General features: G+C 59.9%; 18 protein-coding genes. 9 read left to right on the forward strand and 9 right to left on the reverse strand.

All coding sequences use genetic code 11. From position 1 onward, the window contains the following. Positions 1 to 63: 63 nt before the first annotated feature. The 6 genes from IEY47_RS12855 (at position 64) to IEY47_RS12880 (ending at position 8,375) form a co-directional block, all read left to right on the forward strand. Positions 64 to 756, forward strand: coding sequence for a paraquat-inducible protein A (locus tag IEY47_RS12855; RefSeq protein ID WP_188983645.1), 693 nt, complete (start codon positions 64 to 66; stop codon positions 754 to 756). Beyond that, entirely contained in the window at positions 753 to 1,370 is a 618-nt protein-coding gene (locus IEY47_RS12860) for a paraquat-inducible protein A (RefSeq protein ID WP_188983646.1), read from the forward strand. Before IEY47_RS12855 ends, IEY47_RS12860 begins: the two co-directional genes overlap by 4 nt. Then, a complete protein-coding gene (locus tag IEY47_RS12865; RefSeq protein ID WP_188983647.1) occupies positions 1,360 to 3,042 on the forward strand; it encodes a PqiB family protein in 1,683 nt (560 codons plus the stop codon). Before IEY47_RS12860 ends, IEY47_RS12865 begins: the two co-directional genes overlap by 11 nt. 1 nt (position 3,043) lies before the next feature. Beyond that, the gene (locus tag IEY47_RS12870; protein ID WP_188983648.1) at positions 3,044 to 3,664 is read left to right on the forward strand and encodes a PqiC family protein; all 621 of its coding nucleotides are present in this window, start codon (positions 3,044 to 3,046) and stop codon (positions 3,662 to 3,664) included. Positions 3,665 to 4,057: 393 nt separating this feature from the next. Next, the gene (locus IEY47_RS12875; protein ID WP_188983649.1) at positions 4,058 to 6,109 is read left to right on the forward strand and encodes an LTA synthase family protein; all 2,052 of its coding nucleotides are present in this window, start codon (positions 4,058 to 4,060) and stop codon (positions 6,107 to 6,109) included. Positions 6,110 to 6,296: 187 nt separating this feature from the next. After that, positions 6,297 to 8,375 (forward strand): acyltransferase family protein, encoded by a 2,079-nt coding sequence (locus tag IEY47_RS12880; RefSeq protein ID WP_188983650.1) that lies wholly within the window; start codon positions 6,297 to 6,299, stop codon positions 8,373 to 8,375. Between the two features lie 214 nt (positions 8,376 to 8,589). Here IEY47_RS12880 and IEY47_RS12885 read toward each other — a convergent pair whose 3' ends face one another. Next, positions 8,590 to 10,149 carry a sodium:solute symporter family transporter gene (locus tag IEY47_RS12885; RefSeq protein WP_188983651.1) on the reverse strand — a complete coding sequence of 520 codons (1,560 nt, stop codon included), beginning with the start codon at positions 10,147 to 10,149 and terminating at the stop codon, positions 8,590 to 8,592. Positions 10,150 to 10,385: 236 nt separating this feature from the next. Here IEY47_RS12885 and IEY47_RS12890 point away from each other — a divergent pair, with 236 nt between their 5' ends. The 3 genes from IEY47_RS12890 (at position 10,386) to dxs (ending at position 13,646) form a co-directional block, all read left to right on the forward strand. Continuing rightward, entirely contained in the window at positions 10,386 to 10,628 is a 243-nt protein-coding gene (locus IEY47_RS12890) for an exodeoxyribonuclease VII small subunit (RefSeq protein ID WP_188983652.1), read from the forward strand. Further along, the gene (ispA, locus tag IEY47_RS12895) at positions 10,625 to 11,512 is read left to right on the forward strand and encodes a (2E,6E)-farnesyl diphosphate synthase (protein ID WP_188983653.1); all 888 of its coding nucleotides are present in this window, start codon (positions 10,625 to 10,627) and stop codon (positions 11,510 to 11,512) included. Before IEY47_RS12890 ends, ispA begins: the two co-directional genes overlap by 4 nt. 229 nt (positions 11,513 to 11,741) lie before the next feature. Further along, the gene (gene dxs / locus IEY47_RS12900; RefSeq protein ID WP_188983654.1) at positions 11,742 to 13,646 is read left to right on the forward strand and encodes a 1-deoxy-D-xylulose-5-phosphate synthase; all 1,905 of its coding nucleotides are present in this window, start codon (positions 11,742 to 11,744) and stop codon (positions 13,644 to 13,646) included. 158 nt (positions 13,647 to 13,804) lie between these two features. Here the strand turns inward: dxs and IEY47_RS12905 are convergent, their stop codons facing one another. From IEY47_RS12905 to ribBA, 8 genes are all read right to left on the reverse strand, one after another. Continuing rightward, the gene (locus tag IEY47_RS12905) at positions 13,805 to 14,818 is read right to left on the reverse strand and encodes an AI-2E family transporter (RefSeq protein ID WP_373293581.1); all 1,014 of its coding nucleotides are present in this window, start codon (positions 14,816 to 14,818) and stop codon (positions 13,805 to 13,807) included. A gap of 108 nt (positions 14,819 to 14,926) precedes the next feature. Beyond that, positions 14,927 to 15,538 carry a GTP cyclohydrolase II gene (gene ribA, locus IEY47_RS12910; protein WP_188983655.1) on the reverse strand — a complete coding sequence of 204 codons (612 nt, stop codon included), beginning with the start codon at positions 15,536 to 15,538 and terminating at the stop codon, positions 14,927 to 14,929. 105 nt (positions 15,539 to 15,643) lie between these two features. After that, positions 15,644 to 16,381 (reverse strand): substrate-binding periplasmic protein, encoded by a 738-nt coding sequence (locus IEY47_RS12915; RefSeq protein WP_188983656.1) that lies wholly within the window; start codon positions 16,379 to 16,381, stop codon positions 15,644 to 15,646. A gap of 46 nt (positions 16,382 to 16,427) precedes the next feature. After that, the gene (locus tag IEY47_RS12920; RefSeq protein WP_188983657.1) at positions 16,428 to 16,934 is read right to left on the reverse strand and encodes a phosphatidylglycerophosphatase A family protein; all 507 of its coding nucleotides are present in this window, start codon (positions 16,932 to 16,934) and stop codon (positions 16,428 to 16,430) included. Continuing rightward, positions 16,927 to 17,901, reverse strand: a complete 975-nt coding sequence (thiL, locus tag IEY47_RS12925; RefSeq protein WP_188983658.1) for a thiamine-phosphate kinase — start codon at positions 17,899 to 17,901, stop codon at positions 16,927 to 16,929. The genes IEY47_RS12920 and thiL overlap by 8 nt, the downstream gene beginning before the upstream one ends. Positions 17,902 to 17,905: 4 nt before the next feature. Then, positions 17,906 to 18,385, reverse strand: a complete 480-nt coding sequence (nusB, locus tag IEY47_RS12930; RefSeq protein ID WP_188983748.1) for a transcription antitermination factor NusB — start codon at positions 18,383 to 18,385, stop codon at positions 17,906 to 17,908. A gap of 2 nt (positions 18,386 to 18,387) precedes the next feature. After that, entirely contained in the window at positions 18,388 to 18,864 is a 477-nt protein-coding gene (gene ribH, locus IEY47_RS12935; RefSeq protein WP_188983659.1) for a 6,7-dimethyl-8-ribityllumazine synthase, read from the reverse strand. Between the two features lie 103 nt (positions 18,865 to 18,967). Beyond that, a complete protein-coding gene (gene ribBA, locus IEY47_RS12940; protein WP_188983660.1) occupies positions 18,968 to 20,056 on the reverse strand; it encodes a bifunctional 3,4-dihydroxy-2-butanone-4-phosphate synthase/GTP cyclohydrolase II in 1,089 nt (362 codons plus the stop codon).

Below are 20,056 nucleotides of genomic sequence, written 5' to 3' on the forward strand. Positions count from 1 at the left end.
TTGAATTCAAAATAGGCCCCGAATGAAACGTACAACCTCGCCTTCCGCTGCACAAAAGCCCCTATGGCGATAGTGCAGACGAAGTCTGAAGCGCCATCGCGGTGCTTGCAGTCGGGCACGTCCCTCGACACAGGGCGAAGCGACGCGGCCACGCGCAGCAACTGGATCATTTGCGAACACTGCGACTCGGTCTACGCGCGCGCACCGCTGAAGCGGACCGAAGCATCGTATTGCGCCAGGTGTGGAGCACTGCTGGAACGTGGCGGCGGGCTGAATATCGAAAAGCTCCTGGCGCTCACATTGGCGGCGGGCATTCTCTATATTCTCGCGAACGCGTTTCCGGTGATTCAGATCCGCATGGAGGGTTTGAGCAACGAGGCGTCGCTTTGGCAGTCCGTATTGGCCCTCGCCGAGGGTCGGATAACGCCTATCGCCCTCGTCGCCGGCCTAGCCATCATCTTCGCCCCGGGCTTGCAGATCATGCTGCTGGGCTGGGTACTGACATTCGCCTACTTCAAACAAATAGCCCCTGGCTTTAGGACCTGCATGCGCACCCTGGAGCATTTACGTCCTTGGAGCATGCTGGAAGTGTGTCTGCTGGGCATTCTGGTGGCGATCATCAAGCTGGCGGGCATGTTGAACGTATACCCCGGCGCGGGCCTGTGGGCGGTGGCCATGCTCGCGGTATTGCTCATCCTGATCGCCAACCGGGATATCCGCCGCCTATGGGACGACCTTCAGGTGCCCGTTCGATGAGCCAGCCGCACTACGCGCGCGACCTGGGTCTATGCCTGTGCCATACCTGCGGCTATGCGTGCGATGACGGCGCCCAGGAATGCCCGCGCTGCCATTCCCATGTTCACCGCCGTAAACCGAACATGTACGCCCGCACCTGGGCACTGCTGATCGCCGGGTTCATCCTCTACATTCCCGCCAATACACTGCCGGTCATGTACACGAGTTACTTCGGCAGCGGTACCGACAACACGATCATGAGCGGCGTCATCGAGTTCTGGAAAGACGGGTCCTGGGACATCGCGCTGCTTATCTTCATCGCGAGCATCGTCGTCCCCTGCCTGAAATTCTTCATCATGGGGCTGCTGCTCATTACCTGCCAACGGCGTAGCCGCTGGGCCATGCGCGAGCGATCCAAGCTCTATCGCTTCGTCGAGTTGATCGGTTACTGGTCGATGCTCGATGTTTTGGTCGTGGCGTTGGTCGCCGCGCTGGTACAGTTTCGCGCGCTGAGCGTGGTGGAACCACGCATTGGCATCCTGTTCTTCGGCGTCGTCGTCGTGCTGACGATGCTTGCCGCCATGACGTTCGACCCACGAAAAATCTGGGACGCAGAGGTAGACGATGTCCGATAGGCCCGAATCCCCGACACCAGGAACCGCCGAGGTGAAGAGCCACCGCTTCCGTATTTCACTGATCTGGTTGGTGCCCATCGCCGCCGGCTTGGTCGGCCTATCGATGGTGGTGCACAGCTGGTTGTCCACCGGGCCACAGATCACGGTGAGTTTTCAGACCGCCGAAGGGTTGGAAGCCAACCGTACACAGGTGAAGTACAAGAACGTCGTGATCGGCACGGTTACCCGTATTCAGCTCAGCGATGATCGCTCCCACGTCAGCGCGACTATCGAACTCGATGAGTCCGCTTATCCTTTCACGCGCAAAGACTCGCGCTTCTGGGTGGTACGTCCGCGTATCGGCGCAGGTGGCGTGTCGGGCATCGACACATTGCTTTCCGGTGTTTTCATCGGAGCCGATGCCGGCCGCGAAGAAGAAACCACGAATACATTCGAAGGCCTCGAAGCGCCGCCGCCCGTGACCTACGGCGATTCGGGCAAGCGTTTCACGCTACACACGAGTGATCTAGGCTCGCTCTATGTAGGCGCCCCCGTGTATTACCGCCGTATCCAGGTGGGACAGGTTGTGTCGTACGCGCTGTCCAAAGACGGTAAGGGCGTCGATATCGAGATCTTCGTCAACTCACCGAACGACCGCTTCGTGATTACCGACAGCCGCTTCTGGAATGCCAGCGGGGTCGATGTCGCCCTGGGTGCGGATGGACTGCGGGTCAATACCGAATCATTGTCCACCATCGTTGCTGGCGGTATTGCGTTCCGGGAACCGAATTGGAGCCCAGATCCAAAGGCGGCCAACGAAGACACTGAGTTCGAGCTGTTCGCGAACGAACAGAACGCCCTTGCCCCACCGGACGGTGAGCCGCGGTATATCCAGATGCGTTTTGACCAGTCGCTACGCGGTATGCGAGTTGATGCTCCGGTCGAGTTTCTCGGCATCAACGTTGGTCGCGTGGTTTCCATGAACCTGGAATACGACGACAAAAGCGGTAACTTCCCTACGGTCATCGGCGCGGTGATCTATCCGCAACGCCTTGGCCGCGCTCACGAGGAGCTGGTCAATGAGATGGGCGGCGAAGGCGACGAGCAAACCGCCAAACTCATGAAGCGTTTCATCGACAATGGTTTACGCGCGCAGGCACGCACCGGCAACTTGTTGACCGGGCAGCTGTACATCGCCCTCGAGTTCGATGCCAACGCACCAAAAGTCGCGTTCAACCCCACGACCAAGCCCATCGAAATCCCGACCGTCGCCGGCAGTTTCGACCGTCTGCAGGAGCAGCTTCAGGCGATGGTGGACAAGATTAGCCGTCTGCCAGTGGACGAAATCGGCAACAACCTCAATGGCAGCCTGGCCGAACTGCAACGGACCATGAAGCAGGTGAATGGCCAAGTATTGCCGGAGATGCAAGGCACGCTGAAGAAAGCCAGCGAAACCTTGGAACAGGTCGCGCGAACCATGGAGACGGCCAACCAGACGCTCGCCGAGGATTCGCCGCAGCTGCAACAAGTAGAGACGACCATGGACGAACTGCAGCGTACCGCACGCTCCATGCGTGTCCTGACTGACTACCTGAGCCGCCACCCCGAAGCGTTGATTCGTGGCCGTTCGGGGGAATCAGCACCGGGCTCGTATGACCCGCCGACCCCGTCTCGCACTATCGAGGAGCAGTAAGATGACGTTGATCGCACGAGCCCTAGGCACCGCTGCCGCATTATCGCTGGCGGCGTGCAGCTCATCGGCACCGACCCAGTACTACACGCTGATTGCGCCACCCCAGGCGCAGGCGTCAATGGGACAACCGGTCCCGTTTCAGCTTCAGGTTCAATCACTGCGCATGCCGGTACAAGTGGATCAACCGCAACTGGTTGTCCGCCAGGGGAATGGCAAGCTGGCCATTCTAGAGAGCGAACGCTGGGGCTCGCCCTTAGCAGATGAGTTTCATGACGCATTGGTCGGACAGCTCGAACACCGCCTAGGCACCCGGGACCTTGCGGGTTTGCCGCGGGATTCCAACCGCGACCAGTTGGCCGTACGTGTCGATGTACGCCGTTTCGAATCAATTCCCGGTCACTACGCGCTGGTCGATACGGTCTGGAGCTTGAACCTTCGGGCCCAAGATGGACAACGGCGTAGCCTGACGTGCAGCACGCAGACGACGGAAAAAGCAGGCGCGACGATCGAAGAGGTCGTAGTTGCCCACCAACGCGCAGTCGCGGTGCTCGCAGACACGATTGCGGAGACGTCTCGGCAGTGGGTGGCCGCGCCTCAGACCGCTTGCCCCAAAGGGCGCTGAGGCTAGCTTCACTCGGGTCCGTGCGCTCCGCGGACCCACTTCTCCGGTCATTCAAACGGGGCTGATCATTCGCGGGGGCGGCGATGGCGCCTGGCAATCCGGATCCGTATGAGCGGTTTGACAGGGAACGATGGCGCTTAAATGTTTCCAAATTTATTCGCAACGCGCATCCGTGATTGACCCAATCAATGCTGACAACTTCAAAGCCCGCAATAGAGGGCCCGCGCGGGGCCTAGCGTGAGCGCACCTCGGCGCGTGCGAGGCTCACGACGACATCATTCGAAGGTTGCCTCGGGGACTTCAACGTCACGAAAAATAATGACATTTCAATGACGCTTTTTTCACGAAAGCTCCTAGAGGATTCGCGCTTTTTTGAGACAAGGTCGTCTTCCCATGCGCGATGCACATCAGGCATCTACCCAGAATCCTCCCATCCCAGGGCTCGTAAGCCAGTTGCTGTTCACCCTCTACGCCGTCCTCACCTTCATGGTGATGTTCGGGCTGCTACGCCTGGCACTACTGCTCTACAACAACCACCTGATAGGTGATGCCCGCACCGGCGACTTCCTCGAGTCTTTCTTCAACGGTGCGCGCTTCGACATTCGCGTCGCGCTCATTGCCTGCGCCCCTCTCCTTTTGGCGTTGCTCAGCCGAAAGGCAACCGCAGCGCGTGGCTGGCAACGTGCCTGGCTCACCCTCACGGCGAGCCTGTGCCTGTTCACAAGCCTGGGCGAGCTCGATTTCTACAAAGAATTCCACCAGCGCCTCAACAGCCTCGTCTTCCAGTACTTGCAGGAAGACATGAACACGGTGCTGAGCATGCTCTGGAACGGGTTCCCGGTCGCGCGATACCTCGTTGCCTGGGTCCTGGCGACTGCGGCGCTTTGGCTGCTATTCGGCGTACTGGACCGGGCCAGCCGCACGCACACAACTCCGTCCTCTCGTTGGTATCAGCGCAGCGCTACCTTCGTCGTTTGCCTGATGGTTGCGGTACTCGCCGGTCGCGGGCATGCCGAACAAGGGCCTCCTCTGCGGTGGGGCGACGCCTATACGACCGACTCCATGTTCGCCAATCATCTGGGCCTGAACGGCATCCTAAGCCTGGCTGACGCTGCATCCACAACGTTCTCCGAACACCGTGACAACACGTGGGACTCGTCCCTGGCGGATGAAGACGCCACCGCAATCGTGCGCGACATGCTGTTGACCTCAAACGACCGATTAATCGACGAGCATGATGCGGCCGTTCGCCGGATCAGCGAGCCGGACGCGGCGGGAACGCTACCCGTGCGCAACGTCGTCGTGATCCTGCTGGAAAGCTTCGCCGGACGGCACGTCGGTGCCCTGGGCAGCACCGACAACATCACGCCCCACTTCGATTCGCTCGCCAAAGAAGGCCTGCTGTTCAACCGGTTTTTCTCCAATGGCACCCATACCCACCAAGGCATGTTCGCCACTATGGCCTGCTTCCCCAACCTTCCGGGGTTCGAATACTTGATGCGTACCCCGGAAGGCGGACACGCGTTCTCCGGGCTTCCGCAACAATTGTCCACACGGGGTTATCAGGACGTTTACGTCTACAACGGCAATTTCCAGTGGGACAACCAGTCGGGCTTCTTCAGCAATCAGGGGATGCGCAACTTCGTGGGCCGTGAAGACTTCGTCAATCCCGTCTTCATGGACCCAACCTGGGGAGTCTCGGACCAGGACATGTTCGACCGCGGCGCAAAAGAGCTGGATGCGTTTGATCGGGAGAAGCCGTTCTACGCCCTGCTACAGAGTCTTTCCAACCACACCCCGTATGCGCTGCCCGATCCGCTTCCAGTACAGCCGGTCATGGTCGATGGCAAGGAAGACATCCACCTCACCGCGATGCGTTATTCCGACTGGGCGCTTGGGCGTTTTTTCGAGAAAGCCAAGCAATCGCCCTACTACAAGGACACGCTGTTCGTCGTCGTGGGCGACCACGGCTTCGGTGCACCCGAGCAGTTGACTGAAATGGACCTGTTCCGCTTCAACGTACCGCTCTTGCTCATCGCACCGGGCATTCAGGAGAAATTCGGTGGGGTGTCCGACCGCGTTGGCACCCAAGTCGATATCGTCCCCACCATCATGGCGCGATTGGGGGGTGACACACAGCAACAATGCTGGGGGCGCGACTTATTGAGCCTGCCGGACGGCGATCCGGGCACGGGCGTGATCAAGCCATCGGGTGGCGAGCAGACGGTCGCAATCGTCAGAGGGGACCGCATTTTGGTGAAGCCTAAGGATCTGGAACCGCGTCTCTATCGCTATGACCTGCGTGGACGGCAGACGGAAAAATTGGACGATCCGGAGGCAGCCACCGTACTTGGGCAGCAGATGGACGCGTTCATCCACACCGCAACGCAAAGTCTGCTGAGCAACAAGGCGGGAGCACGAGGCGGCAGCCAGGCGGTCCCCTGAATTAGATACCGCTCACATTTAGAAACATCGCCGGAACCCGCGGCGTGTATGCGAGTCACACTGTCGCCAGCAGGCAACGGCAGTATTCGCGAAGAACGGAAATCGCAGGCCATATCAGAAGAGGTGCGCAGGCTGCAGAGGATTTGCAGTGCGAACGCACCTCGCCCTTATATGGAATATGAAGCCGATGCAGTTCTTCAAAATGGAAACGGATAACTCCTACCGCGAGGATATCCAGGGCGTTCGCGCCATAGGCGCACTCTTCATCGCCGTCTATCACATTTGGCTCGCCAAAGTGTCCGGTGGTGTGGACGTGTTCTTCGTCATTTCCGGCTTTTTGATGGCGAGTGTGCTCACTCGCCAGTACAACAACGAAGGAAGGCTTCAGCCTTTGGTGTTCTGGGGCAACCTCGTGCGCCGCATCGCACCGTCAGCCTACTTCGTTCTGTTCTGCACACTGGTGCTGTCTTACTTCTTCATTCCCGAGCCACTTTGGGCGCAGGTGATCAAGGAAACCGTACACAGCGCCGTGCACTACGAGAACATCGGCCTAATGCGCTCGCTGGTCGACTACTTAGCCCGCGACAACCCACCCAGCCCGGTGCAGCAGTTCTGGGCCCTCTCGATTCAGATCCAGTTTTACGCGCTGCTGCCCTTCCTGTTGATGGGCGCCTTCTGGCTGGCGCGCCGCGCAGGGTCGATCACGCCGGTCGTCCTATTACTGGGCAGCCTGATCGCCCTCTCCTTCGTCTATTCGGTAATCGCCACTACGGCCAATCCCGCACCGACCTATTTCAATCCGCTGGCGCGAGCCTGGGAATTCCTGCTGGGTTCGCTGCTCGCATTCCTGCTGCCGCATATTCGGTTGAGCGATACCGCACGTACCGCCCTGGCCAGCATTGGTTTGTTCATCCTGCTGTTTGCCGGGCTGCTGATTCCAGTGGGTATCCACTTTCCGGGCTATATAGCCCTCGTACCGGTCGCCGCAGCCCTGTTCCTCATCGTGGCTGGCGCACATGACCAGGAGACGCCCATCAAGCGGCTGCTTTCTCATCCCAAGCTGGTGGCGCTGGGCGGCGTGTCATTCACGCTGTACCTGTGGCACTGGCCGCTCTTGGTTTTCGCCCGTGAATTGAATGGCGGCGGGCTGCTGAACCTATGGCAGGGGCTTGTCGTCATCGCACTGTCTATCGTGCTTGCGTTTGCCACCACCCGCTTGGTCGAACGTCCCTTGCGCCAGAAGAACAAAAGCAAGCCACGCGGCGCGCGGATTCTCATTCCCTACGCCATCGGCGTCGCATGCGTGATGCCCGTGCTTGCTGGGGCCGGTGTCTGGCGCCAACACGTCAACGGCATCATTCGTGAAGAAAATGCGCAGAGCCAGGCGTTCGAAGCGATAGCGCCTCCGTTGGCTCAAGTGCAGACCGATACGGCAGGCATCACCCGTGAGAATTTCATCGCAGTGAAAGACGTGCTGCCAGACGCTTACGGCGATGGATGCCACCAGGACGCGGTGACACCCGACCTGAAGGAATGTGCATACGGAGATGAAAAGGCCGATACCGTCGTCGCGTTGGTGGGGGGTTCACACTCGGCACAATGGCTTCCAGCGTTGAACATCATCGGCCAGGAGAACGGCCTGAAGGTGGTCAACATGACCAAGAGCGATTGCCCATTCGGTGCGTTGGACATTTCCGACCCTTCTTGCGCTGTGTGGAACGAGCATGCGATCAAGCGCCTCGAAGCACTTCAGCCGGATGTGGTCGTCACCACATCGACGCGCGCAGTGAAGGACAGTGGCGCCGAATACGTGCCTGAGAGCTACGTAAAACAGTGGCGCACGCTCGAGGCCCTAGATATTCCAGTCGTGGCAATCCGCGATAATCCGTCCTTCGATTTCGATGTGATCAATTGCATTTCCCGGCATAAAGATGCCCCGCAGGGCTGCGCGAAGTCTCGCGATGATTCGTTGGCTGACGCCGACCCTGCTGAAGCACTCGAAGGTCAAGTGGCCAACCTCGCCACCGTGGACATGTCCGAATATCTCTGCACGGCAGACACCTGCCCGACGGTTACCAATGACTATCTGATGTATCGAGACTGGCAGCATCTCAATGTGCCCTTCGTCGTCTCCCTGACGACTGCATTGAGCGAGAAGTTGGCAGCGGCGGAGCCGGATATCTTCGAAGCGGTCCCAGCCGAAACAACGGATGCGGCACCAAGGGTGGATGACTCCACCGCCAGCGCAAATCGTTCACAGCCCTAAGAACCTGTTCACGATCTCGTGAGCTAGAGATAAACGGTGGCGAAAACGGCTGAGGAAGCGGACTGGGCTCGCACACGAGTTTACGTGCGGTAAATGAGCATTCCGCAGGCTTTTTCAACGCCGTTTAGCCGACGCGCAGCAGATCGTGAACAGGTTCTGAGGCATTCGTGTAGCGCGTTCCCCAAACAAGTGGCTCCAAGTGGAGTCACCTGGATCAACGGAAGGCGTAGATAGTCGCCGCGACCACCGCCAGCACGACGAACGCACCGCACCACACATCACGCGGCATCTTTTCCAATCCGTGGCGGGCGAAATCGGCAATACGCGCGTCATCGCCAGCGGGTGCATCGCTCTCCCCGAGCGCGACCTTCCAGACGAAGGTCAACACCAACGTTGCTGCGAAAACGACCCCGCCAATGACCGTGAAATGGATCGGAATCCACTCGCTGAAATAGGCAACTGCTAATAACGCGCTCGCCAAATGTCCGGACGCCAATCCGCGTAAGGCAGCGCTGGCGCCGAGTCGCTTGGAAAACAGGCCATACAGAAAGACGGCCACCAGCGGTGATGCGACAAAGGCAAAAATCTGTTGCAGGTAGGCCCAAATCCCTTCGAAGTACTGGATCATTGGCGCCCATGTCGCCGCGATCAGCGTGACGACGAGGGTCAGGACCCGACCGGTCCAGGCCAGTTTTTCGCCAGACCATTCTGGTTTACGCGGCTTGATGAAATCCAAGGTCAGCAGCGTAGCCGCCGAATTGAGCGTGGACGAACAGGTCGACATCAAGGCCGCCATGAGCCCAGCGAAGATCAACCCCGCCAGCCCTACGGGAGCGAATTCCGCCACCATGGTGGGAAACACCTGATCGGGATGTTCCAGATCGGTCAGGAGCGGGACAGCCATGGCGCCGGGGATGACCATCAGGAACATCGGCAACAGTTTCAGGATGGCGGCAAACAGCGAAGCACGCCCGGCAGTGGCCATGTCACGCGCGCCAAACAGTCGCTGCACGACGTACTGATTCATGGTCCAGTAATAGAAGCCGACGATGGGCAATCCGGTTAGCAGCCCAAGCCAAGGGACGCCCGGATCGTCGAGGGGGCGAATCAATGAAAGATGGTCCGGATCGAGCGCCTCGGTGACGTTCTGCCAGGAATAATCGAACTTGCCGAATACGATGAACGCCAGCATGCCGGAGCCAAGCAGCAGGACCACACCCTGCACGACATCCGTATAGACGACGGCGCGTAGCCCACCTGCAGCGCTGTAAAGCCCCGCAAACAAGGCCAGCCCGTAGCAAACCTCGACGATGGTCAATTGCGGCATGAACGTGGTCAGGACCAGCGCGCCCGCGAACAAGGTCCCAGCGGTATCCAACAGGATGGACAACACGAGCGTGATGACCGAAAGATAGCTGCGCATTCGCCCATCGAAACGGCGCTCCATCAGCTCCGGCATCGTCTGCACGCGGGTCCGGCTAAGAACCGGCAACACTAGAAAGATCGCCAGGATCAGGATGACGCCTGCCATCCATTCGTAGTTAGCGACGGATATGCCCGAGCTGTAGGCCGCACCGGGCAATCCAACGAGGGTGTCGGACGAGATGTTGGAGGCGAACAGCGAAAACCCAATGGCGACCGGTCCTAAGGTGCGTCCGGCGAGAAACAAATCTTCGGTATCGGTCTTGCGGCGTGTGACGGAAAAGCCGATAGCGGCGGTGACCGCGAAATAAACGGCAATCGCGACGTAGTCCCAGAACGCGAGGTGAAGCACGAGCGAGTCTCCCTGATTCGTCGTTATTGATAAGGCCAGGCCACCTAGCCAATCCAAAGGATTGAAACGATGGCTGATGAGAAGCGCGGCAGAGAACCCGAAGCGAAGCGACCGAGCCCACAGGGGTCGACTGACAGTTGTCCCGCAGGGTTCAATCCCTTTGCCTCCTGGTCCATTTGCGGCCCAACGAGCCCTCTGCTAACGTCGCCGCACCCGCACGCCCGAGAAGACCTACCATGGCCCGCAAGAAAGCCCCGCTCGACTTCGAACAGTCACTTTCCGATCTGCAAACATTGGTCGAACGTCTGGAAGCCGGGTCGCTTTCCCTGGAAGACTCCTTGACCGCGTTCGAACAAGGCATCCGTCTCACCCGGGATTGTCAGGCAGCGCTCACACAAGCCGAACAGAAGGTTCAAATTCTCATGGAGCGCGACGGTACGCTCGAGGAAGCGCCCTTCGATTCGGAAGCCGACGCATGATCAAGGCGTATCAGGCCCACTGCCAGGCGCGCGTCGACGACGCCCTGAAATCGCTGTTCGACAGCCCTGCTCCTGATCTCGCTCGCCTACATGACGCCATGCGCTACAGCGTGATGAATGGCGGAAAACGCGTACGTCCATTGCTGGTCTATGGCGCCTGCGAAGCGTTGGGCGGCGTGGCCGAGCAAGCCGATGGCGCCGCTTCTGCGGTCGAGCTCATCCATGCGTATTCATTGGTTCATGACGACCTTCCCGCCATGGATGACGATGATCTGCGCCGTGGCCAACCAACGACTCACAAGGCCTTCGATGAGGCAACGGCGATTCTAGCGGGCGATGGCTTGCAGGCGTTGGCGTTCGCGGTACTCGCGGACCCTTTACGCAATCCGCAAAGCGCGGAGACCCGGCTGGAGATGGTCCGCTGCCTGGCGCACGCCGCGGGCCCTGCGGGTATGGTCGGCGGCCAGGCGATTGACCTGGGATCGGTCGCACGCCGTTTGGACCAACACGCACTGGAGCGCATGCACCGCCATAAGACCGGTGCGCTGATCGAGGGCAGCGTCCGCCTTGGTGCGCTCGCGAGCGGCCGAGCCACGACGGCGGACCTTGCCGATCTGAATGTGTATGCGCAAGCCGTTGGGCTCGCGTTTCAAGTGCAGGACGACATCATCGATGTGGAAAGCGATACCGAAACGCTGGGCAAGCGTCAGGGGGCCGACGTTGCGCGCGACAAACCGACCTACCCCGCCCTCCTGGGCCTAAGCGAGGCGAAAGCTTACGCCCTCGAACTGCGCGACCAGGCCATCACCGCTGTCGAACGTTTCGGCCATGCCGCTGAACCGCTGCGCGCCTTGGCTCGCTATATCGTCGAACGCCGTCACTGATTCGTTCCGACCGTAGGTTGGTTGCTTGCGCACTTACCGCGTAGAAAAGGCGAGGTTCGAGCGCACAGACCGTGGGAACAGGAGGCCCGACAATCGGTCGAAAGCCCATCCTGCGGCATCCGGGCAACTGCCTTAGGACGCAGGGCTCGTTCGAAAATCCGGGCCGCCCTGCACACCTGATCGTCATCAGGTACACTTCCGCCCTTAACTTTTTATAACGATTCGCCTGATGCCAAAGACGTTCCACGAGATTCCCCGCGAACGACCCAATACGCCGCTGCTGGACCGTGCTTCAACGCCAGCGGAACTGCGGCGCCTGGGCGAAGCGGAGTTGGAGGAGCTGGCTGACGAACTGCGCTTGGATCTGCTATACACCGTTGGCCAGAGTGGTGGCCACTTCGGAGCGGGTCTGGGGGTAGTCGAGCTGACTATCGCACTGCATTATGCCTTTGACACGCCCGACGACCGCCTAGTGTGGGACGTGGGTCATCAGGCCTATCCGCACAAGATTCTGACCGGGCGACGGGCGCAGATGCTTACCCTGCGCCAGAAGGACGGCGTTGCCGCCTTCCCGCGACGCTCGGAAAGCCCCTACGACACCTTTGGCGTCGGTCATTCGAGTACGTCGATCAGCGCCGCGCTGGGCATGGCAATCGCCGCCCGCATGCAAGGCAATTCGCGCAAGTCCGTCGCGGTCATCGGCGACGGCGCATTGACTGCTGGCATGGCGTTCGAAGCGCTGAACCATGCGTCCGACGTCGGGGCGAACATGCTGGTCGTGCTCAACGACAATGACATGTCCATCTCCCGTAATGTCGGCGGACTTTCCAATTACCTCGCCAAGCTGCTCTCCAGCCGAACCTACGCGCACGTTCGCGAAGGCGGCAAGAAAGTGCTATCGCGCTTGCCTGGCGCGCTCGAGATCGCGCGTCGCACGGAGGAACATGCCAAGGGCATGCTGGTGCAGGGCACATTGTTCGAAGAGCTGGGCTGGAACTACATTGGCCCAATCGACGGCCATGACTTGCCCACGCTCGTGACGACCCTGCGCAACATGCGCGACCTCGAAGGGCCGCAATTCCTGCATGTCATCACGACTAAGGGCAAAGGGTTCGCGCCAGCCGAAGTGGATCCTATTGGCTATCACGCCATCACCAAACTCGACCCCTTAGGCGCGCCGCCCAAGAAGTCGGGAGGACCGAAGTATTCCGCCGTATTCGGACAGTGGCTGTGCGATATGGCTGCGAGCGATGAACGCCTTGCGGGCATCACGCCGGCGATGAAGGAAGGCTCGGACCTCGTCGCCTTCAGTGAGCGCTTTCCGGATCGCTACTTCGACGTCGCGATCGCCGAACAGCATGCCGTCACGCTGGCGGCCGGCATGGCCTGCGAAGGGGCCAAGCCGGTTGTCGCGATCTATTCCACGTTCCTGCAGCGTGGATACGACCAACTGATCCACGATGTGGCCGTACAGAACCTCGACGTGCTGTTCGCTATCGACCGCGCGGGCCTCGTGGGCGAAGACGGTCCGACCCACGCCGGCAGTTTCGATCTGAGCTACCTGCGCTGTGTGCCGAACATGTTGATCATGACGCCGAGCGACGAAAACGAGCTGCGCCGGATGCTGACGACGGGTTATCTGTTCGAGGGCCCCGCGGCCGTTCGTTATCCACGTGGCAGCGGCCCTAATGCCCAGATCGAACCTGAGCTGAAGCCACTCGAAATCGGCAAAGGCGTCATTCGTCGTGAAGGCAAGCGCGTCGCACTGCTGGTGTTCGGCGTGCAGCTGGCGGCCGCCCTGACCGCGGCCGAACGCCTGAACGCCACCGTCGTCGACATGCGCTTCGTCAAACCGCTCGATGAAGCGCTTGTGCGCGAGCTTGCGGAAAGCCACGAGCTGCTGGTCACCATCGAGGAAAACAGCGTCATGGGCGGTGCCGGCAGTGCAGTCAGCGAATACCTGTCCGCCGAGGGCTATGCGCTACCGACGCTGCACCTGGGCCTACCGGATCGTTATGTCGAACACGCCAAGCCAGAAGAAATGCTGGCTGAATGCGGGTTGGATGCCACCGGCATAGAACGCGCGGTGCGTACCCGCTTGCTCGATCCGCCGAAGGCGTTTTCGGCCGTTTAGCAATAGGTGACAGGCTTTTAGGACCGTAGGGTGGGTTCGCCGCAGGCGTAACCCACCGCACGGTGTGCGCCAAAATACCGATCCCTAACCAAATACCTGCGGTCAGCGGGTGGAAATCCTGCACGGTTCCAATCTGCGGAAACCACCCGTAGCGCGCTTCAAACCCACCCCTGCGCCTTCAACTCATCCTTGATATACGCGTAGAAGATTGGCGCCGCGACCAGTCCTGCCAGCCCGAACAGAGCATCGAACACGAGCATCGCCAATAGCAGCTCCCAGGCCTTCGCCTTGATCTGGCCACCGACAATCCGCGCATTGAGGAAATACTCGACCTTGTGGATCAGGATCAGGTAACCCAACGCGCCGAGCGCAACCCACACCGACACCGAAAGCCCCACGACGAAAATCGCGGTATTCGAAATCAGGTTACCGACCACTGGAAGCAGCCCTGCAACGAACGTCACCAGGATGAGTGTCTTGGTCAGCGGAAGATCGACGCCCAATAGCGGCAATACGCACAACAGGAAGATTGCGGTAAAGATCGTGTTGAGCAGCGATATCTTGATCTGCGCGAACACGATATTGCGAAACGCCTGGGAAAACCGGGAGATACGGGTAAGCATTGCGCCCGCTAGCGGACGTAACGTTGCAGGATCCGGGGCATGGTTCAGCGCGATGACAGCCCCAAGCACCATGCCGATGATCACGGTCACGAACAAATGCACGGCCCCCTTACCCACGAGCTGCAGCTCGGCAACATGCCCTCTTAGCCACTCATGGATGGTCGTCCGGATATCGTCGACACTGGCAGGTAGATACGTCACCAGGCTCTGCGGAAGCTGGTCGCGGGCGCGGTCAATGACGCCCATGAGCTTACCGAGCAGTTGTCCCGGGTTGTTCACTTCGTGCAGGACCAGCGAAAACGCCCCGGCGAACAGGGCAGCGAGCACGAGAATCACCAGCACGCTAAGCAGACCAACTGCGAGTACACGCCCGGTTCGGCCCGCAAAAAGACGCTGAAGCGGTGGCGTCATGCTATCCACGACTTCGTGAACGAGCAGGCCGGCGAGCAGGCAGGGCAACAGGTTGAACGGGGGGACGAGTATCAAAGCCAACGCCATGATGACGGCACTGGCCAAGGAGAATCGATGCGCTGGGTTCATGACACTCACGGCTAACTACGATCTCTGCAATCTGCCACTTGCGTGGCCGTTTGACCAGCCACTTCCTCTGGCGGCGGGCAACGCGTCACTGTCCAACAGTGAGTTCACGGCATCCCGTTATTCGACTTCACCTTGATGCAGGTTACCGAGCAGGTGACCGAGCTTTCCGGCCTTCGTGGCAAGATAACGTTCGTTGTGAGGATTGAGTCCGTTTTGCAAAGGCCTGCGCTCTGCGACGCGGACGCCGAAACCTTCCACGGCGTTGACCTTGCGAGGATTGTTGGTCATGAGTTTCAGCGAATTGATCCGCAAGTGGTCGAGCATTGGCTTGCAGATGGCGTAATCGCGAAGGTCAGCCGCAAAACCCAAACGCTCGTTCGCTTCGACGGTATCAGCGCCGCCATCCTGAAGCGCGTATGCGCGAATCTTGTTCAGCAAACCGATGCCGCGACCTTCCTGCCGTAGGTACAGCAAGACACCGCGGCCCTCTTCTGCGATGGCGCGGAGCGCGGCTTCAAGCTGGTAACCGCAATCGCAGCGCATGCTGAAGAGCGCATCTCCAGTCAGACATTCCGAATGCAGACGGCCCAGCACTGGCTCGCCATCGCTAACGTCGCCCAGCGTCAGCGCGACATGCTCCTTACCGGTCGCGTCATCCAAGAAGCCATGCATGGTGAAGGTGGCGAATGGCGTCGGCAATTGGGACGCAGCAACGAACACGACTGACACGAGAAACTCCGAAAACAGCGGCGCACCGACCACGGTGCTCCTGATGAAGGGCACGCTCCACGATACGCCGGCCGGGTGCCCAATAGCCGGCCGGTCCGATAGGGTTCAGTCGAACGGGTATTCCCAGTTCCATTTCTCATAGATCGGGCGGAGCTGGCCCGATCCGATCAAGGACTCCATGCGCTGATCGTAAAGATCAGCCAGCGCGAGCGCCCCTGGCGTTTCGGCAAAACCAAGATACAACGGCAACCGCACCAGATTCGTAATCTTGTAGCGCGCCTGTCGCTGCGCCTTGGCGAGCAGCATATCGATGTCGACGCGGGCATCGATGAAGTAATCGACGCGACCCGCAGCCAGCATCGGCAGGACATTGTCGCGCCGCGGGACCTCCTGAAAGCCTTCGATCCCTGGCAAATAATGTTCGTAACGGTATCCGCGAATCCACAGGAGTCTCGAATTCGGCAAACTGTCGACCGAAGGTTCAGGTGTACTGGCAAGTCCCAATGCACTCACGTAATCCCGATCGAAATGCCATCTCGGATAATGGATATCGTCAACCTCGCCCGCGTAGGAGCCCACCCAAGCATCCGCTTCGCCTCGCCTCACAAGTCCAACTGAGCGACTGTAAGGGACGGTTTGCATGCGAACCTTGACGCCTACGGGTTCGAACACGAGCCGGAGCACTTCCCAGGCGACGCCACTACCGTCTTCCTCAGTAAAAGAAGGCCAACGCTCGCTGACCAGATGTATTTCGCTAGGCAGCGCCGGATCGGACAGGCGCTCGTCAGCCTGAGCGAACATCATGCCCACGCAAAGGAACACCAGCACCGCTCTGATCAGCATTCTCAGCCCCTCGCGGTTCGCGTCATTTGCGCGCCTTTCAACGCGCTCATGCGACCGCGATCACGATGGCTTGCAACGCCAGCCACGCAAATACTCCAGCCAACACATCGTCGATCATGATGCCTACGCCGCCATGCACATTTTTGTCGAGCCAGCTGATGGGCCACGGCTTGAGAATGTCCAGCACGCGGAAAATCAGAAACCCCAGCACAAGCCAATACCAACCGGCAGGCACCATCCAGAGCGTGATCCACATCCCGACCATTTCGTCCCAGACGATACCTTCATGGTCATGCACGCCGAGATCGCGCGCCACGCGGCCACACAGCCAGAACCCGAAGAGGCTTGTGACGACGAGCATCACACCATAGCCCCACGTAGGCAGCAGTTGAAGGAGCGGAAGGAATGGCAGCGCCATGAGAGAACCCCATGTTCCAGGCGCTTTTGGCAAGGTGCCCGAGCCGCAGCCGAATGCCAGGAAATGCCAGGGGTTGTTCCAGACCGTGCAGGGCGCTGCCGGGTCTGCCGCCTGGTCGAGTACCGGGTCAGTCATGTTCATCGCTTCCAAAATGCAGATAGCCCGTACGCGAAGGCTGCGTTTCCCTACCGTATTCATCGACCAACGTTAAGCCTGGAAGCCCTGCCTCGACCATTCCGATCGCCACGACCTCAGGATGAGCGGCTTGAACGGTAGGTAAGGCAGCGGCTGCCAACGTAAAAGCAATGCGATAGTCGTCGCCACCGGTCATTGCGAGCAATAGCGCGGGTGACCTACCACGCCACGCGCACAAATCGGCCGGCACCGGAATACGAGCGGTTTCGATACGAAGTGCCACGCCCGAGGCGCGCGCGACGTGCATGCAATCGGCCAGCAAGCCGTCTGAGATATCCAGTGCCGCGGTGGCAACGCCCCGGAGCGCTTCGCCCAGCGCCAGCTGCGGCTGCGGCGTCCAGTAACGTTGCAACAGGCGGGTTTGCAACGGTTCAGGCGCTGATTCACGCCCCAGTACGACATCGACTGCCGCCGCCGCGTCACCCAATGTCCCCCCCACGCACAGCAGGTCACCCGGCCGTGCGCCATTGCGCCGCAATGCACGGCCTTTAGGAGTACGTCCAAACACGGTAAGCGTCATGCTTAACGGGCCGCGCGTGGTGTCGCCGCCAAGCAATACCAACCGGCAGCCCGTGGCCATCGTGTCCAAGCCGCGGGCAAAGGCATCGAGCCAGGCATTGTCGAGCGCCGGCAGGGTTAACGCGAGGGTAAAACCGATGGGTGATGCGCCCATGCCCGCAAGATCGCTTGCCGTCACGGCGAGCGCGCGCTGACCCAGCAGAAAGGCGTCACAGCCTTCGGGGAAATGAACGCCAGCGACGAGCGTATCGGTGGAAATGGCCAACTGCTCATCGGCCGGAAGCTCGAGCAGTGCGCAATCGTCACCAATGCCAAGCGCAACAGCGGCATCGGGGCGTGCGCACTCTGCGGACGCGAAAAACCGCCCGATCAGCTCGAACTCGTCCACGCGTCTAAGCCTTACCTGGCCGTACTTCCGCACTGCGCAAGCGCGGTGCCAGCTTATCCAGAACGCCGTTGACGAACTTGTGTCCGTCGGTCGCGCCGAACACCTTCGCCAGCTCGATGCCTTCGTTGATAACCACCCGATAAGGCACGTCGATACGGTTCATCAACTCGAACGTCGATAGCCGCAGGATTGCCAGCTCGACGGGGTCCATGTCCTCGAGCGGACGGTCCAGTAGCGGAACCAGCAACTCATCGATATCGGTTTTCTTACGCGGCACGCCGTGAAGCAATTCGTGGAAATAGGCACCGTCGACCGAGGAAAAATCGTTGTCCACGCGGAACTGCGCTTCGATTTCATTCAGTGCCTGGCCGGCCATTTGCCACTGGTAAAGCGCCTGCGCTGCGAGGCTACGCGCTACCCGGCGCTGAGCGATCTTGCCCTTCGCGGGCTTGGCCGGCTGATCAGCGCTGTCGTCGTGATTCAGGCTCACTTGGCCTCCAGGGCAGCCAGCAGGCTGACCATTTCAAGAGCAGAGAGCGCTGCTTCGGCGCCTTTGTTACCGGCTTTGGTGCCGGAACGCTCGATGGCTTGCTCAATGGTATCGACGGTCAGCACGCCGAACGCGACAGGTACGCCGAACTCCATGGAAACCTGCGCCAGGCCTTTGGTGCACTCGCCGGCGACGTAGTCGAAATGCGGTGTTCCCCCACGAATGACGGCGCCAAGGGCAACGATCGCAGCGAACTCACCGCGTTGTGCAACCTTCTGGCATACCAATGGAATCTCGAACGCGCCTGGTGCACGGATAACCGTAATCTCACTTTCCGGAACGCCATGGCGAACCAGGGCGTCCACCGCGCCACTGACGAGGCTTTCGACGACAAAGCTGTTGAAACGACCGACAACGAGAGCATATTTGCCCTGCGGTGCGGTGAAGGTACCTTCGATGGTCTTCAGGGACATGAATGATCTCTTATCGCGTTAAAGAGCGGAGCCGGCCATGTGCAGGCCAGCTCTTTCGCATAGGTGAAGCCTAGCCAAGGCGCCCCTTTCGGGCGACGCCTGGTCATTCGGCAGCCAGGTATTCTACAACTTCGAGGTCGAAACCGGATATCGCATTGAACTTCATTGGCGAGCTCATGAGACGCATCTGACGAACGCCCAAATCCCGAAGTATTTGCGAGCCCGCGCCTACAGTGCTGTACGTGCTCGGATTCTTCTTGGTGTTGCCGTCGACATCTCGGATATGCGCCAGCAGTTCGTCGCCCTCAGGCGAATGGCCGAGCAACAGGACCACGCCAGCGCCCTCGCGAGCGACCGCACTCATTGCGGCACGCAAGCTCCAGCGGCCGGCTTGGCGAATCATCAGCAGATCGCGCAATGGGTCCATGTTATGGACCCGAACCAGCGCCGGTGTGTCCGGATTAATCTCACCAAGCGTCAACGCCATATGCACATCACCTTCCACCGAATCGCGGAAGGTTACGAGGTTGAATGCGCCGAATTCGGTGTCGATCGGCTGCTCGCTCAGACGCTCGACCGTACGCTCGTGAATCAAGCGGTAGTGGATGAGGTCGGCAATGGTTCCGATCTTGATACCGTGCTGCTCGGCGAACGCTTCCAGCTCTGCACGTCGAGACATGCTGCCGTCATCGTTCATCACCTCACAGATCACACCGCTGGGTTCGAACCCGGCCATGCGCGCCAGGTCGCAAGCTGCCTCCGTGTGCCCTGCGCGTGCGAGCACACCACCCGGCTGCGACATCAGCGGGAAGATGTGGCCTGGGCTGACGATATCCTCAGCCTTCGCATTCCGGTTCGCGGCTGCTTGCACGGTGCGGGCACGATCCGCCGCTGAAATGCCGGTGGTGACACCCTCGGCCGCCTCGATGGAAACGGTGAACTTGGTGCCAAACCCTGAACCGTTGCGCGGAGCCATCAAGGGCAGTCGCAAGAGCTCGCAACGCTCACGCGTCATCGGCATGCAGATGAGCCCACGCGCATGCTTGGCCATGAAATTGATGTGTTCCGCCTGGACACACTCGGACGCCATGATCAGGTCGCCCTCGTTTTCCCGGTCCTCGTCATCCATGAGGATGACCATCTTGCCTTGGCGGATGTCTTCGATAATTTCTTCGATAGTATTGAGTGCCAC

The sequence above is a fragment of the Pseudomonas matsuisoli genome (genome assembly GCF_014647635.1).
GTDB classification, from domain to species: Bacteria; Pseudomonadota; Gammaproteobacteria; order Pseudomonadales; family Pseudomonadaceae; genus Pseudomonas_P; species Pseudomonas_P matsuisoli.